Origin of the sequence: Oerskovia merdavium, assembly GCF_014836755.1 — a bacterium.
GTDB classification, from domain to species: domain Bacteria; phylum Actinomycetota; class Actinomycetes; order Actinomycetales; family Cellulomonadaceae; genus Oerskovia; species Oerskovia merdavium.
Genome location: NZ_JACSQF010000014.1, coordinates 99,246 through 113,439, shown reverse-complemented (window position 1 = coordinate 113,439; position 14,194 = coordinate 99,246). Strand labels below are relative to the sequence as shown.

The 14,194-nt window shown below is 72.7% G+C and carries 13 protein-coding genes; 2 read left to right on the top strand and 11 right to left on the bottom strand.

Annotation, left to right across the window (positions count from 1 at the left end):
• Positions 1-31: 31 nt before the first annotated feature.
• The 10 genes from hisF to H9641_RS14050 all read right to left on the bottom strand — a co-directional run bounded on the left by hisF (position 32) and on the right by H9641_RS14050 (position 11,267).
• Positions 32-802, bottom strand: a complete 771-nt coding sequence (hisF, locus tag H9641_RS14095) for an imidazole glycerol phosphate synthase subunit HisF (protein ID WP_191804802.1) — start codon at positions 800-802, stop codon at positions 32-34.
• A gap of 3 nt (positions 803-805) precedes the next feature.
• Complete coding sequence (locus H9641_RS14090; protein ID WP_318244596.1) at positions 806-1,732, bottom strand: FKBP-type peptidyl-prolyl cis-trans isomerase; 927 nt, start codon at positions 1,730-1,732, stop codon at positions 806-808.
• A 94-nt stretch (positions 1,733-1,826) separates the two neighbouring features.
• Positions 1,827-3,188, bottom strand: a complete 1,362-nt coding sequence (gene pafA / locus H9641_RS14085; protein WP_056646915.1) for a Pup--protein ligase — start codon at positions 3,186-3,188, stop codon at positions 1,827-1,829.
• Complete coding sequence (gene prcA / locus H9641_RS14080; RefSeq protein ID WP_191804800.1) at positions 3,178-3,909, bottom strand: proteasome subunit alpha; 732 nt, start codon at positions 3,907-3,909, stop codon at positions 3,178-3,180. The genes pafA and prcA overlap by 11 nt, the downstream gene beginning before the upstream one ends.
• Positions 3,906-4,841 (bottom strand): proteasome subunit beta, encoded by a 936-nt coding sequence (prcB, locus tag H9641_RS14075; RefSeq protein ID WP_191804798.1) that lies wholly within the window; start codon positions 4,839-4,841, stop codon positions 3,906-3,908. Before prcB ends, prcA begins: the two co-directional genes overlap by 4 nt.
• A gap of 20 nt (positions 4,842-4,861) precedes the next feature.
• A complete protein-coding gene (locus tag H9641_RS14070) occupies positions 4,862-5,053 on the bottom strand; it encodes a ubiquitin-like protein Pup (protein WP_056764875.1) in 192 nt (63 codons plus the stop codon).
• 136 nt (positions 5,054-5,189) lie between these two features.
• Positions 5,190-6,833 (bottom strand): depupylase/deamidase Dop, encoded by a 1,644-nt coding sequence (gene dop / locus H9641_RS14065; RefSeq protein WP_191804891.1) that lies wholly within the window; start codon positions 6,831-6,833, stop codon positions 5,190-5,192.
• 199 nt (positions 6,834-7,032) lie between these two features.
• Positions 7,033-8,724 carry a proteasome ATPase gene (gene arc, locus H9641_RS14060; RefSeq protein ID WP_191804796.1) on the bottom strand — a complete coding sequence of 564 codons (1,692 nt, stop codon included), beginning with the start codon at positions 8,722-8,724 and terminating at the stop codon, positions 7,033-7,035.
• A gap of 158 nt (positions 8,725-8,882) precedes the next feature.
• Positions 8,883-9,947, bottom strand: coding sequence for a tRNA (adenine-N1)-methyltransferase (locus tag H9641_RS14055; protein WP_318244600.1), 1,065 nt, complete (start codon positions 9,945-9,947; stop codon positions 8,883-8,885).
• Positions 9,948-10,100: 153 nt separating this feature from the next.
• Positions 10,101-11,267, bottom strand: coding sequence for a site-2 protease family protein (locus tag H9641_RS14050; protein WP_318244595.1), 1,167 nt, complete (start codon positions 11,265-11,267; stop codon positions 10,101-10,103).
• Between the two features lie 85 nt (positions 11,268-11,352).
• Between H9641_RS14050 and H9641_RS14045 the strand changes: the two genes are divergently transcribed.
• The gene (locus H9641_RS14045) at positions 11,353-12,291 is read left to right on the top strand and encodes a RecB family exonuclease (protein WP_404821948.1); all 939 of its coding nucleotides are present in this window, start codon (positions 11,353-11,355) and stop codon (positions 12,289-12,291) included.
• A gap of 4 nt (positions 12,292-12,295) precedes the next feature.
• Here H9641_RS14045 and H9641_RS14040 read toward each other — a convergent pair whose 3' ends face one another.
• Positions 12,296-13,039, bottom strand: a complete 744-nt coding sequence (locus H9641_RS14040; RefSeq protein ID WP_191804791.1) for an HAD family hydrolase — start codon at positions 13,037-13,039, stop codon at positions 12,296-12,298.
• 123 nt (positions 13,040-13,162) lie between these two features.
• On the opposite strand from H9641_RS14040, the gene H9641_RS14035 reads away from it, so the two are divergent.
• A complete protein-coding gene (locus H9641_RS14035) occupies positions 13,163-14,083 on the top strand; it encodes a PAC2 family protein (RefSeq protein ID WP_082608563.1) in 921 nt (306 codons plus the stop codon).
• Positions 14,084-14,194 lie beyond the last annotated feature (111 nt).

Here is a 14,194-nt window from a genome sequence, read left to right as displayed (position 1 = left end):
CCCCCCCCCCCCCCCCCCCCGCGTCCCGACCTCAGCGGACCAGGACGCCCGCGTCGCGCATGTGCGCCTTGACGTCACCGATCGTCAGGGTCCGGAAGTGGAAGACGCTCGCCGCGAGGACCGCGTCCGCCCCCGCCTGCGCCGCCTGCGCGAAGTGCTCCGGGGTGCCCGCCCCGCCGCTCGCGATGAGCGGGACGCTCACCTCGGGACGCACGGCCGCGAACATCTCCAGGTCGAACCCGCTCGTCATGCCGTCGGCGTCCATCGAGTTCAGCAGGATCTCCCCCGCACCCAGCCCCGCCGCGCGCGCGGCCCACTCGACCGCGTCGATGCCCGTGCCGCGGCGACCACCGTGCGTGGTCACCTCGTAGCCCGACTCGGTGCGGGTCTCGCCGCTCACGCGACGCGCGTCGACCGAGAGCACGAGCACCTGGCTGCCGAACCGGTCCGCGATCTCCGCGATGAGCTCGGGGCGGGCGATCGCGGCCGTGTTGACGCCCACCTTGTCCGCGCCCGCGCGCAGGAGCTTGTCCACGTCGTCGGTGGTCCGCACGCCGCCCCCGACCGTGAGCGGCACGAAGACCTGCTCGGCCGTGCGCCGCACCACGTCGTACGTGGTCTCACGGTTGCCCGACGAGGCAGAGACGTCGAGGAACGTCAGCTCGTCGGCCCCTTCGGCGTCGTAGCGGGCCGCGAGCTCGACCGGGTCGCCCGCGTCCCGCAGGTTCTCGAAGTTGACCCCCTTGACGACGCGACCTGCGTCGACGTCCAGGCAGGGGATGACACGGACCGTGACCGACATGAGCTATTGACCTTCCGTCTGACCTTCGGAACCCGGGGTCTCGTCGACCACCGGGAAGTGTGCGTCCAGGATGTCCACGACGTAGACCAGCGTCTCGTCCGCGAACGGCTTGGCGGTCCCCGCGTAGGCGAGCGACGGGGGGACGACCAGCAGCACCTGGCTGCCGACGCTCTGCTCGAGAAGCCCTTGTTCCCACCCCTCGATGATCTGGCCGATGCCGACCATGGTCGAGGCGGGCAGGGACCCGGGCGCCCAGTTCGAGTCGACGACCTCGCCCGTGGACCACGCGACGCCCGTGAAGCGGACCGTGATGACCTGGCCCGCCTCGATCTGCACGCCGGCGCCCCGCACGAGCGGCTGGACGATCAGGTCGCCCGGTGGGGCCGTGTCCGCGGGCACCTCGACCGACGGGACGCCGTCGGCGTCGAGCGTCACGACCGGGAGCCCCTCGACCGGTGCCACGGCCTCGCCGGTCGCCCGGGAGGGCAGCACGTCGATCACGAGCACGACCGGGACGTCGTCCGCCTCTTCGAGGAACAGGACCCGGGCACCGACGCGCTGGCCCACCAGGGCGTCGACGACCTCCGAGCCGAGGGACTCGGCGGTGAGCCGGTGCGCCGCAGGAGCGTCGACGAAGGTGCTCTGGATCACCGACCCGTCGCGCCCGTCGACCCCGTACATGTTCAGGAGGACCGGCTGTCCCTCGACCAGGGCCTCGCCCGTCCCCGGTACGAGGACCTCGGAGCGGGTCTCGGGAATCGTCAGAGGCTGGTCGAACGTGACCACGGGGGGCTCGCCGAGCAGCCCGGAGACCGCGACCTGCGTGTTGGCGGGAGCCGCGTTCCCCGTCGGTTCTGCGCAGCCGACGGCGGACACCGCGACCACCAGGGCCAGGACGACGGCCGCAGGCCGGCGGGACACACGACGCACGACGCTCCTCGGGCAAGACGGGACAGGGAGCCACCACCTTAACGGTGGAGGCTCCCCGGTCACTGCTCGGTCCGGCCCGCGGGCGGGAGTCCCGTCACATCGACTCGATGAGCCGCTCGACCCTCTCGTCGACGTTCTGGAACGGGTCCTTGCACAGCACCGTGCGCTGCGCCTGGTCGTTGAGCTTGAGGTGCACCCAGTCGACCGTGTAGTCGCGGCGGGCCTCCTGCGCCTTGCGCACGAAGTCGCCCCGCAGCTTGGCACGTGTCGTCTGCGGCGGGACGGCCGTGGACTCGAACACCTCGAGGTCGGTCGTGATCCGCTCGACCATGCCGCGCGCCGCGAGCATGTTGTACAGGCCCTCGGTGCGCGAGATGTCGTGGTACGCGAGGTCGAGGCGCGCGATGCGCGGGTCGTCGAGCTCCAGCCCGTGCTTCTCCTGGTAGCGCCTCAGGATCTTGAGCTTGATGACCCAGTCCAGCTCGCGGTCGACGAGCGAGAGGTCGTCGGTCTCCAGCGCCCGCAGCCCGCGCTCCCACAGGTCCAGGACCTGCTTGACGACGGGCGTGGGCGTCTCGTTCGCGTCGACGTACTCCTTGACGCGCTGGAGGTACTCGCCCTGCAGGTCCACCGCGGTCACGGTGCGCCCGTTCGCCATCTGCACGGGGTGACGACCCGTCATGTCGTGGCTGATCTCGCGGATCGACCGGATGGGGTTCTCGAGCGCCATGTCCCGCATGGGCACCCCTGCCTCGATCATGCGCAGGATCAGGTCGGTCGCCCCGACCTTGAGCATGGTCGTGGTCTCGGCCATGGACGAGTCCCCGACGATCACGTGCAGACGCCGGTACTGCTCGGCGTCCGCGTGGGGCTCGTCGCGCGTGTTGATGATGGGGCGCGAGCGCGTGGTCGCGCTCGAGACGGACTCCCAGATGTGGTCCGCGCGCTGCGACAGCGCGAAGATCGCCCCGCGCGGCGTCGCGAGGATCTTGCCTGCCCCCGTGAGCACCTGGCGCGTGATGAGGAACGGCACCAGCACGTCGGAGAGCCGCGAGAAGTCGCCCTGGCGGCGCACGAGGTAGTTCTCGTGGCAGCCGTAGGAGTTGCCCGCCGAGTCGGTGTTGTTCTTGAACAGGTGGATCCGGCCGGGCAGGCCCTCGTGCTCGAGCCTCTCCTGGGCGTCCGCGACGAGCCCCTCGAGGATGCGCTCGCCGCCCCGGTCGTAGGCCACGAGCTGGCGCACGTCGTCGCACTCGGCCGTCGCGTACTCGGGGTGGGAGCCGACGTCGAGGTACAGGCGCGACCCGTTGCGCAGGAACACGTTCGACGACCGGCCCCACGCGACGACCTTGCGGAACAGGTAGCGCGCGACCTCGTCCGCGGACAGGCCGCGCCCGTCGTCGGACGCGCACGTCACGCCGTACTCGGTCTCGAGGCCGAAGATCCTACGGTCCATGCGGAGCCTCCTCTGGCTTCTCCTCGAGCAGACCGGCCAGCACCGTGCCGGTGAGCCGGCGGAACGCCCGGCGCGGGCGCGTGCGGTCGAGCACCGCGACCTCGAGCTGGCTCGCGGGGATGGCCTGCTCGCCCTCGGGAGCGTCACGTGCGTCGGCGCCGCCGAGCGTCGAGACCGCGAGGTGCAGGACCTCGGGCAGGGTCATCCCGGGACGCCACGCCTCGCCCAGGTCGCGCCCGAGCTGCTCGGCCTGACCTCCCATGACGACGAACCCGGTCTCGTCCGCGACCGACCCGTCGTAGGAGAGCCGGTAGATCTGGTCCTGCGCGGGGCTGGGCCCCACCTCGGCCACGACGAGCTCGACCTCGAGCGGCTTGGACTCGGTCGTGAAGACCGTGCCGAGCGTCTGCGCGTAGGCGTTCGCGAGCCCGCGGGCGTTGACGTCGGCCCGGTCGTAGGAGTAGCCGCGCAGGTCGGCGTAGCGCACGCCCGCGACGCGCAGGTTCTCGAACTCGTTGTACTTGCCCACGGCCGCGAACGCGATGCGGTCGTAGATCTCCGAGATCTTGTGCAGCGACCTGGACGGGTTGTGCGTCGCGAACGCGATGCCGTCGTCGTAGGCGAGCACGACGACCGAGCGACCGCGGGCGATGCCCTTGCGCGCGAAGTCCGCCCGGTCCTTCATGAGCTGCTCGGGCGAGACGTAGAACGGCATGCTCACTGTGCGTCACCTCCCTGTCCTGCGGTCCGCGGTGCCCGGGGGCGCGCGGCGCGGTTCCCGTCGGCCTGCTCGGTGCGCTCGGCGACGATCTGCGCCGCGACCGCGGCGAGCTCGTCGTCGGGCACGCGCCGGTACCCGTCGGCCGTCACCGTGACGACCACGGGCCAGATCTGCCGGACGGAGTCCGGGCCCCCCGTCGCCGAGTCGTCGTCGGCCGCGTCGTAGAGCGCCTCGACCGCGACGTGCACCGCGCCCTGGGCGTCGAGCCCCGGGTGCCAGCGCTTCTTGAGCGAGCCGCGGGCGAAGACCGATCCCGAGCCGACGCTGTGGTGGTCGCGCTCCTCGTAGCGTCCGCCCGTGACGTCGTACGAGAAGATGCGGCCCGTCCCCCGGTCCAGGTCGTACCCCGCGAACAAGGGCACCACGGCCAGGCCCTGCATCGCGAGGCCCAGGTTCTGACGGATCATGGTCGAGAGGCGGTTCGCCTTGCCGTCGAGCGACAGCAGGGCACCCTCGATCTTCTCGTAGTGCTCGAGCTCGAGCTGGAAGAGGCGCACGAGCTCGACGGCGATCCCGGCGGTACCCGCGATGCCCACCGCGGAGAACTCGTCGGCCGGGAAGACCTTCTCGATCTCCCGGTTCGCGATCATCGAGCCCATCGTGGCGCGGCGGTCGCCCGCCATGACCACGCCGACCTCACCTCCCGCGCCCGCAGGCCCGGCGTCCCCGAAGGTCAGGGCGACGATCGTGGTCGCGTGCGGCGCGAGCTGGGCCCCCGGCCCCGCCGGGGCGGCGTGCCCCGCGGCCCCCGTGGTGCCGACCCGGTGGGACGGCAGGAGGTCGGGGGCGTGGTTCGCGAGGAACTCCACGAACGACGAGGAGCCCGGGGTGGTGAAGGCGTGCGGCAGACGCCCGGAGAAGTCCATGGTCATCAGCTCCCGGCCCCTCTCGGCTACTCGCCGCCCTTCTGGACGAAGCCCCTGACGAAGGACTCGGCGTTGGACTCGAGGACCTCGTCGATCTCCTCCAGGAGCGAGTCGACCTCCGCGTCCCGGCTCTGCGCCTGCGGGGCGACGGGCGCGGGCGCCGCGTCGTCGTCGGGACGGCGGTCCTCGTGCGATGCGCTGGTGCGTTCCTGGGCCATCTTCGCCTCCTGGGTGTGTCGATCCTGCTGACGTGCCGTGCTGACGTGCGGTGCGGACCGCCGTGACGGGGACCGCGTCTTCTCGAAGCCTAGGCTCTCCGGCCGGGTCCGCGCCGGAGCGCGCCGCGCGTGCGAGTCATCGCGACGTCCCGGACAGGCGTGTGAGCAGCGCTCCGGCGTCCTTGCTCGCCTCGAGCAGCGCGCCGATGTGCGCCCGGGTCCCGCGCAGCGGGTCGAGCATGGGCACGCGCTGGAGCGAGGGGGCGCCGGCGACGTCGAAGATCACCGAGTCCCAGCTCGCGGCCGAGACCTCGTCGCCGAACCGGGCCATGACCTCGCCCCGGAAGTACGCCCGGGTGTCCTCGGGCGCGTGGTGGACGGCCTGGGAGACCGCCCGCTCGTCGACGAGCCGCTCGGCGGCCCCTGCGGCGAGCAACCGGTGGTAGATGCTGCGCTCGGGGCGCACGTCGGACCACTGGAGGTCCATCGCTGCCAGCCGCGGGTGGTCCCAGTCGAGGTGGTCGCGGCGGCGCAGGCGGTCGAGCAGGCGCAGCTTGGCGACCCACTCGACTTCCCGGGCGCACGACGCCAGGTCCGTCCCGAGGCGGGCCAGGACCGAGTCCCAGCGGTCGAGGACCGCGCGGGTCTGGTCGTCGAGAGGACCCAGGTGCTCCGCGGCCCGGCGGGCCACGTCGGCGTAGGTCCGCTGCACCTCGAGCGCCGTCAGGTGACGCCCGTCCGCGAGCAGGAGCGGCGCCGTGAGGTCGAGGTCGCGGCTGACCTTCTGCACGTCGGACACCGGGTCGTGCAGGCGCAGGGCCGCGAGCTCGGCGCGCAGCGAGGCCCCGGAGGGGCCCTCGACCGCAGAGAGCGCGTCGAGCTGCTCGATCACGAACAGCACGAGGGACGTGGTGCCGAGCTTGAGGTAGGTCGCGACCTCGAAGAGGTTCGCGTCCCCGATGATCAGGTGCAGGCGACGCCAGCGCTGGCGGTCGGCGTGCGGCTCGTCACGCGTGTTGACGATGGGGCGGCGCAGCGTCGTCTCGAGGCCGACCTCGGCCTCCATGTAGTCGGCCCGCTGCGAGAGCTGGAAGCCCGGCTCCTGGCCCACCGAGCCCAGGCCGACGCGTCCTGAGCCCGTGAACACCTGCCGTGTCACGAGGAAGGGGGTGAGCAGCTCGACGAGCGTGGCGAACGGCACGGCCCGGTCCACGAGGTAGTTCTCGTGCGTGCCGTAGGACGCGCCCTTGCCGTCGACGTTGTTCTTGTAGAGCGCGACCTCCGAGCCCGGGACCGCGCCCAGCTCGCGCGAGGCCGCGAGCATGATGCGCTCGCCCGCGACGTCCCAGCACACCGCGTCGGTCGGGTTGGTCACCTCGGGCGAGGAGTACTCGGGGTGCGCGTGGTCGACGTACAGGCGCGCCCCGTTCGTCAGGATGACGTTCGCGGCGCTCGGGTCGTCGTAGTCCTCGTGCGTGGGCCGGGCGACCTCCTGGAAGGTCTCCGCGCCCTGTGCCCGGGCCGTCACGGGGCCCGACGGCGCCGGGCGGGTCGGGTCGTCCGTCAGGAGCGAGGGATGGGCCGCCGAACGCTGGAGGTGGAAGCCCCGGGCGTCCTGCAGGGGGTCCTCGTCGTCGTAGTCCCAGCGGGCCTTGCCCCGGGCCCCGTCCGCGCGGGCCGCGAGCGCCCGGTAGGTGGTCACGACCTGGCTCGACAGGAGCATCGGGTTCGCCTGCGGTCGCCCGGGCTGCAGCACGCCGTACTCGGTCTCGATCCCCATCACGCGTCGCACGGTCACGAGCACCACCCTATGCCGGGGTCCCGACGGCGGGGCGGGCTGTCCACGGCTCGGCTCCCACGGGCCGGGTTCCGCCCTGGGTGAGTCGTCCCGGACGCGCGCCAGGCCCGGCGGCGGGCTGCGCCGTCGGGCCTGGCCGTGCTGCACGGCGCCTCGCGCCGGCATCCGTGCCCGCGGGCACCTACAAGTACTGCCCCGTGCTCGTGACCGTGTCGATCGTGCGCGCCACGGCCCCCGCCCCGTCGCCCTTCTTCTGGACGATCGTGCGGATGAAGACGATGCGCTCGCCCTTCTTGCCCGAGATGCGCGCCCAGTCGTCCGGGTTGGTCGTGTTGGGCAGGTCCTCGTTCTCCTTGAACTCGTCGACGCACGCCGCGAGCAGGTGCTCGACCCGGATGCCGCGCTGACCGGTCGCCAGGAGGTCCTTGATCGCGGACTTCTTGGCGCGGTCCACGACGTTCTGGATCATGGCCCCCGAGTTGAAGTCCTTGAAGTACAGGACCTCCTTGTCGCCGCTCGCGTACGTGACCTCGAGGAACTGGTTCTCGTCCTCCTGGGAGTACATGCGCTCGACCACGCTCGTGATCATGGCGTCGATCGCACCCTGGGCGCTGCCCCCGTGCTCGGCGAGGTCCTCGGGGTGGATCGGCAGGTCGGTCGTCAGGTACTTCGCGAAGATCTCCTTGGCGCCCTCGGCGTCCGGTCGCTCGATCTTGATCTTCACGTCGAGACGACCGGGCCGCAGGATCGCGGGGTCGATCATGTCCTCACGGTTGGACGCGCCGATGACGATCACGTTGTCGAGGCGCTCGACGCCGTCGATCTCGCTCAGGAGCTGGGGCACGATCGTGGTCTCGACGTCCGAGGACAGCCCGGTGCCCCGCGTGCGGAACAGCGACTCCATCTCGTCGAAGAAGACCACGACGGGCGTGCCCTGCGAGGCCTTCTCCCGGGCACGGGCGAAGATCAGCCGGATGTGGCGCTCGGTCTCCCCCACGTACTTGTTGAGCAGCTCGGGGCCCTTGACGTTGAGGAAGTAGCTCTTGGCGCCGTCCGGGTCCGAGGTGACCTCCTCGCCCGCGAGCTCGCCCGCCGCGGCCCGCGCCTTGGCGACCGTGTGCGCGAGGGAGTTGGCCACGGCCTTGGCGATGAGCGTCTTGCCGCACCCGGGCGGCCCGTACAGCAGGACGCCCTTGGGCGGGCGCAGCCCGTGCTCGCGGAACAGGTCCGGGTGGCTGAACGGTAGCTCGACCGCGTCGCGGATCTGCTCGATCTGCGGCCCCAGCCCGCCGATGTCCGAGTAGTCGATGTCCGGGACCTCCTCGAGGACCAGCTCCTCGACCTCGGACTTGGGCACGATCTCGAACACGAAGCCGCTGCGCGTGTCGATCGTGAGCGAGTCCCCGATGCGCAGCGGCGCGTCGGCGAGCGAGCCCGCGAGACGGACCACGCGCTCCTCGTCCGAGCGCCCGACGACGAGCGCGCGGTCCGAGCCCAGGAGCTCCTTGACGGTCACGAGCTCCCCGACCTGCTCGTAGCCGCCCGCCGAGACCACGGTCATGGCCTCGTTGAGCTTGACCTCCTGGCCCGGGTGCAGCGTCGACAGGTCGAGGCTGGGGCTCGCGCCCACGTGCATCTTGCGGCCCGCGGCGGAGACGTCGACCGTCCCGTCCGGGTGGGCTCCGAGGAAGACCGCGTACGTCCCCGGCGGCTTGGCGAGCTCGTCGATCTGACGCTTGAGGTCGATGATCTGGTCCCGCGCCGCACGCAGCGCCTCCGCGAGGCGCTCGTTCTTGGCCGACAGGATCGCCTGCTGGCGTTCACTGTCACGGCTCGGGGTCTGTCCAGGTGTCAGTCCAGGTGTCTCGGTCATCCGGCTTCTCCCTCTCGCCTGGCGCCGTCAGGAGGTCGTGCGGTCGACCCCGTCACCGGCGCGTCACCGACCTCCGGCAGCCCGGTGATCGAGGCTCGACCTTACGCACAAGACCTGGGCGGCCGCTGCAGGGACACCCCTGCTGAGACCGTCGTTCCTCAATCGTTGTCGACGGCGTCCGAAACGTCCAGGGTGTCCGCGGCGCCCTCCACTGTGCCGGCGACGTCCGCGGCCTCGTCGTCGGGGACGGGCACGAGCGGCTGGCCCGTGCGCGGGTCGAGCTGCGGGCCCTGGCCGACGTCACGGCGCACGCGACGCACGCGCTTGTCGGAGACCGACCGCTCGCCCAGGTCCTCGGGCGTCCACTCCTCGGCGACGGGGTACGAGCCCTTGGCGGGGCGACGCTTGCGCAGGGGCGCGACCGTGCCGTCGGCCAGGCGGCGAGCGGTGAGCAGGAAGCCCGTGTGCCCGACCATGCGGTGCTGCGGGCGCACCGCGAGGCCCTCGAGGTGCCAGCCGCGGACAAGGGACTCCCAGGCCGAGGGCTCGGCGTAGCGCCCGTCGGCGCGCAGGTCCTCGGCGAGGCGCGAGAGCTGGGTCGCGGTCGCGACGTAGCAGATCAGCACACCGCCCGGTGCGAGCGCGTCGGCGACCGCGTCGAGGTTCTCCCACGGCGCGAGCATGTCGAGCACGACCCGGTCGATCGAGCCGTTCTCCGCGACCTGGGGCAGGACGTCGGACAGGTCCCCGACCGAGAGCTCCCACGCGGGGTGCTCCCCGCCGAAGAACAGCTCGACGTTGCCGCGCGCGATCGCGGCGAAGTCCTCGCGACGCTCGATCGAGTGCACCGAGCCCTGGTCGCCGACCGCGCGCAGGAGCGACATGGTCAGCGCGCCCGAGCCGACGCCGGCCTCGATGACGCGCGCACCGGGGTAGATGTCCGCCATCGCGACGATCTGACCCGCGTCCTTGGGGTAGACCACGGCCGCGCCGCGCGGCATCGACAGGACGTAGTCGGCCAGCAGCGGGCGCAGCGCGAGGTACTCGATGCCCGCGGTGTTGCGCACGACCGAGCCCTCGGGCAGGCCGACCAGGTCCTCGTGGTTGAGGTAGCCGCGGTGCGTGTGGAACGTGGCCCCGGTCGCGAGGGTGATGGTGTGCAGGCGACCGCGCGGGTCCGTCAGCTGGACCTTGTCACCGAGCCGCAGCGGGCCGCGGCGCACGTCGGCGCCGGTCGCCGTGGGGGCCGGCGAGGCGGGGGCGTCGCTCGGGGCGGACGGGGCGGGCGCGTCGTGCGTGGGCTCTTGGGTCACGGGCGACCATCCTAGTCGGGCTGCCCGGCGCGGGAGTCCCGTCCGTCAGCGGGGCCGGGGCCCTCAGCGTCCGCGCGCGGCCTGGAGCGCCGCGACGACGTGGCTCACGTCGAGCAGCCCGACGACGCGCCCGGCGTCCGTCACGACGAGCAGGGGTGCGTCGCGCGTCGCGGAGGCGACCGCGTCGAGCATGGCCTGGCCTGCGAGGTGCACGTCCACCTGCGCGGTGGGCGGCAGCCCGACGGCGACGGCCCCGACCGGGGTCAGCGGCGCCTGGGCGGGCGGCACGGCCGCGACGGCCGCGGGGTCGGCGTAGGCCACGGGGTGCCCGAGCGCGTCGGTGAGCACGACGTGCCCCGCGCCCGCGCGCTGGGCCGCCGCGACGGCGTCGGACACCGTGGTGGCCACGGGCACGGCGACGGCCGGGTACGCGAGCGAGGCCACCGTGAGGCCCGCGACCGCCTCGCGCGTGCGGCCGTTCGTGATCGCCGCCCCCGCCCCGGACCACAGGAACGCGCCGATCAGCGCGGCCCACGCGACCGTGAACAGGTCCACCTCGTACCCGTTGAGCAGGGGCCAGCCCAGGGCCCACGCCACGACGCCCACGGCCATGACACGCCCGACCCAGCCCGCGACGATCGTGCCCCGGGTCCGGGACCCCGTGACGGCCCAGACCGCGGACTCGAGGATCTGTCCCCCGTCGAGCGGCAGACCGGGCAGCAGGTTGAAGACCCCCACGAACGCGTTGGAGAAAGCCGCCGCGTACAGCAGCAGAGCGGGGACGGTCATGGTCGGCTGCGCCTGGAACGCGAACCAGCACACGACCGCGAGGAGCAGGTTCGTCAGCGGGCCCACGACCGAGATGAGGATCCCGTCGAGGGGACGTCGCGACGTGCCCGAGTAGGCCGTGTGCCCGCCCCAGATCGTCACCGCGAGCTCGGTGACCTCGTGCCCACGGGACTTGGCGACCACGGCGTGGGCGACCTCGTGCAGGAAGACCGAGACGAACAGCAGCAGCACGAACACGAACGAGACGAGATAGATCCCCACGCCCAGGCCGGGCGCGAAGCTGCGCACGGTCGGGGCGAACAGGAGCGTCAGGACGGCCGCGGCGAGGAACCACGAGGGCGTGAGGATGACGGGCGCACCCGACACCCGGCCGATGACCCAGCCCTTCGTCAGGCGCGGGTCTCGGGGGGCGCGACGGGCCGGTGCCGGGGTGGTCTCCACGTCGACACCCTATGTCGGTCACCTGTGCCGAACCCGTGCTGTGGGGCGTGGCGGCCGTGTGGGCGTCGACACGTAGGCTCGACGCATGACGTCCCTCGCCCCCGACCTCGTCGGCACCGACTCCACCGACATGACGGTCGAGCCCGTCGGCGACTCCCCCCGCGAGCGCCGGCGCCCGGCGCTGTCGCCGTCGCGGGCGAACGACTTCATGCAGTGCCCGTTGCTGTTCCGGTTCCGGGTCGTGGACCGGCTCCCCGAGCCGCCCAGCGCGGCGGCCGCGCGCGGCACCCTGGTCCACTCGGTGCTCGAGCGGCTGTACGACGCCCCGGTGGGCGAGCGCACGCTCGCGGCAGCCCAGGCCATGGTCCCGGGCGAGTGGGACCGCCTCCAGGAGGCCGAGCCCCGCTACGCCGAGCTCTTCGCGGACGCGGGCGGAGCGGGCAGCGCGGCGGAGGGCGCGGTCGAGGAGTGGCTCGAGGGTGCCGGGAACCTCCTGGGCACCTACTTCACGCTCGAGGACCCCAACCGCCTCGAGCCGGCCGAGCGCGAGATGTTCGTCGAGACCCAGCTCGAGGACGGGCCGCTGCTGCGCGGCATCGTGGACCGGCTGGACGTCGCCCCGAACGGCGCGATGCGGGTCGTCGACTACAAGACGGGCAAGACCCCCCGGCCCCAGTACCAGGGCTCGGCGCTGTTCCAGATGCGCTTCTACGGCCTGGTGCTGTGGCGCGAGCGGGGTGAGATCCCCAAGATGCTCCAGCTCGTCTACCTGGGCGACGGCCAGGTGCTGCGCGCCGAGCCGCAGGAGGCGGACCTCGTCGCGGTCGAGGAGCAGGTGCGGACGCTGTGGTCCTCGATCACGCAGGCCGCCCGCAGCGGGCAGTGGGCCCCGCGCAAGACCCCGCTGTGCGGGTGGTGCGCGCACCAGGCCCTGTGCCCGCAGTTCGGCGGCACGCCCCCGGAGATCCCCGAGGGTGCGATCGAGCTGGCGCTCGGGATCGCCCCGGAGGCGGCCGCTCCCTAGCCCGTCAGTCCTCGATGAGGTCGACCACGTCGCCCGCGAGGATGCGCGAGAGCGCGTCGACGTCGACGAGCGCGAGCGACGGCGTGCGGCTCAGTCCCGGCAGCACCGGGACGGGCACGACCGCCTCGACGCCGAGCGTCGCCGCGCCGGCAGCCCGCGCGGACGCGATGCCCGTGGGCGAGTCCTCGATCGCGACGCAGCGTGTCACGTCGACGCCCAACCGCTCGGCCGCCGCGAGGTACGGCTCGGGGTGCGGCTTGCCGTGCGTGACCTCGTCGCCGCACACCAGGGTCACGAACGACCCGACCGGCGCCATCTGGACGACCTGCTCGGCGAGCGATCGGTAGGACATCGTCACCAGGGCGCACGGCACGCCGCGCTCCCGGAGCTCCGCGAGGAGCTCTCGGGCTCCCGGCTGCCAGGGGACCTCGACGCGGACCTGCTCGATCACGCGCGAGATGAGGAAGTCGATGATCTGCTCGGAGGGCAGGTCGACGCCCGCGTCCTGGAGGATCTTGGCCGACTCGGTCAGGGGGTTGCCGACCATCTGCAGGGCCTGCTCGTGCGACCAGGTGCCGCCGTGCGCCTCGACGAGCTCGTGCTCGGCGGCGATCCAGTACGGCTCGGTGTCGACGAGCGTGCCGTCCATGTCCCACAGGACGGCTTGTGGCAGGGCGAGCGCCTCGCGCGGGGCGCTGTCGGTGCGGGTGAGATCGGGTGCTTCCAGGGGGTTCAACGCATTCTCCATGCTCGGGGGGACGGTTCGTGGCCGTCCCTGCCACCATAGCCCGCCCGCTCACGCGGCCTCCCCGTCGGGGGTGGTGCGCGTCGGCTGCCCCGCCCCGCCGCCTGCGCGGCCTAGGCTGGGACGATGAACGAGACCCCGGAACCGATCGACCCGGCCGACCTGCCCGAGCCGACCACCCCGGCACTACCCCCGTCGTCGGCCGACGAGCCTCGCCAGGCCGTGATGCTGGCGGCGTTCGAGGGGTGGAACGACGCGGGGGGCGCCGCGACCGCCGCGCTCCTGCACCTGCACGACGTCTGGGGCGCGGAGGAGATCGCAGCGATCGACCCCGAGGAGTACCACGACTTCCAGGTCAACCGCCCGGTCGTGACCACCTCGGACGACGGCCGCCGGGAGATCACCTGGCCCACCACGACCGTGACCGCGGTGACCGTGCCGGCCAGCGGGCGACGCGTGGTCCTGGTGCACGGGATCGAGCCGTCGATGCGCTGGCGCACGTTCTGCCGCGAGCTGCTCGACATCGCCGAGCGCGAGGGGGTCACGACCGTCGTGACGATCGGCGCGCTGCTGGCCGACGTCCCGCACACGCGCCCCATCCCCATGACGGCCACGTCGGAGAGCGTGGGGCTGCGCGCGGTCCTCGACGTCGAGCAGAGCTCGTACGAGGGCCCCACGGGGATCGTCGGCGTGCTCCAGCACGCGGCGGCCGAGCGCGGCATGCAGTCGGTGTCGCTGTGGGCGGCCGTGCCGCACTACGTCGCGAACTCGCCCTCCCCCAAGGCCACGCTCGCGATCCTGGCGCGGGTCGAGGAGCTCTTGTCGGACCCCGTCCCGCTGGGCGACCTGCCCGAGGAGGCCGTGGCCTGGCAGCACGGCGTCGACGAGCTCGCGGCCGAGGACGCCGAGATCGCGGAGTACGTCCAGCAGCTCGAGGAGGCCAAGGACACGGCCGAGCTGCCCGAGGCGAGCGGCGAGGCGATCGCGCGCGAGTTCGAGCGCTACCTGCGCCGCCGCGACAACGGGTCGGGTGGGCCGCTGCCCTAGCGAAGGGCCCGGGCAGGGCGACCCAGGACGACTGCGGCCCGCGGCGCCCCCCTCAGGGGAGGCGCCGCGGGCCGCGGCGTCCACCGGCCGGCTGCACCGGCCGTTCGACAG

Excerpts from the sequence above, each read along its gene's own strand:
- hisF (WP_191804802.1), bottom strand. The coding sequence starts at position 802 with ATGTCGGTCACGGTCCGTGTCATCCCCTGCCTGGACGTCGACGCAGGT.
- pafA (WP_056646915.1), bottom strand. The coding sequence starts at position 3,188 with ATGGACCGTAGGATCTTCGGCCTCGAGACCGAGTACGGCGTGACGTGC.
- prcB (WP_191804798.1), bottom strand. The coding sequence starts at position 4,841 with ATGACCATGGACTTCTCCGGGCGTCTGCCGCACGCCTTCACCACCCCG.
- H9641_RS14070 (WP_056764875.1), bottom strand. The coding sequence starts at position 5,053 with ATGGCCCAGGAACGCACCAGCGCATCGCACGAGGACCGCCGTCCCGAC.
- dop (WP_191804891.1), bottom strand. The coding sequence starts at position 6,833 with ATGGGGATCGAGACCGAGTACGGCGTGCTGCAGCCCGGGCGACCGCAG.
- arc (WP_191804796.1), bottom strand. The coding sequence starts at position 8,724 with ATGACCGAGACACCTGGACTGACACCTGGACAGACCCCGAGCCGTGAC.
- H9641_RS14045 (WP_404821948.1), top strand. The coding sequence starts at position 11,353 with ATGACGTCCCTCGCCCCCGACCTCGTCGGCACCGACTCCACCGACATG.
- H9641_RS14040 (WP_191804791.1), bottom strand. The coding sequence starts at position 13,039 with ATGGAGAATGCGTTGAACCCCCTGGAAGCACCCGATCTCACCCGCACC.
- H9641_RS14035 (WP_082608563.1), top strand. The coding sequence starts at position 13,163 with ATGAACGAGACCCCGGAACCGATCGACCCGGCCGACCTGCCCGAGCCG.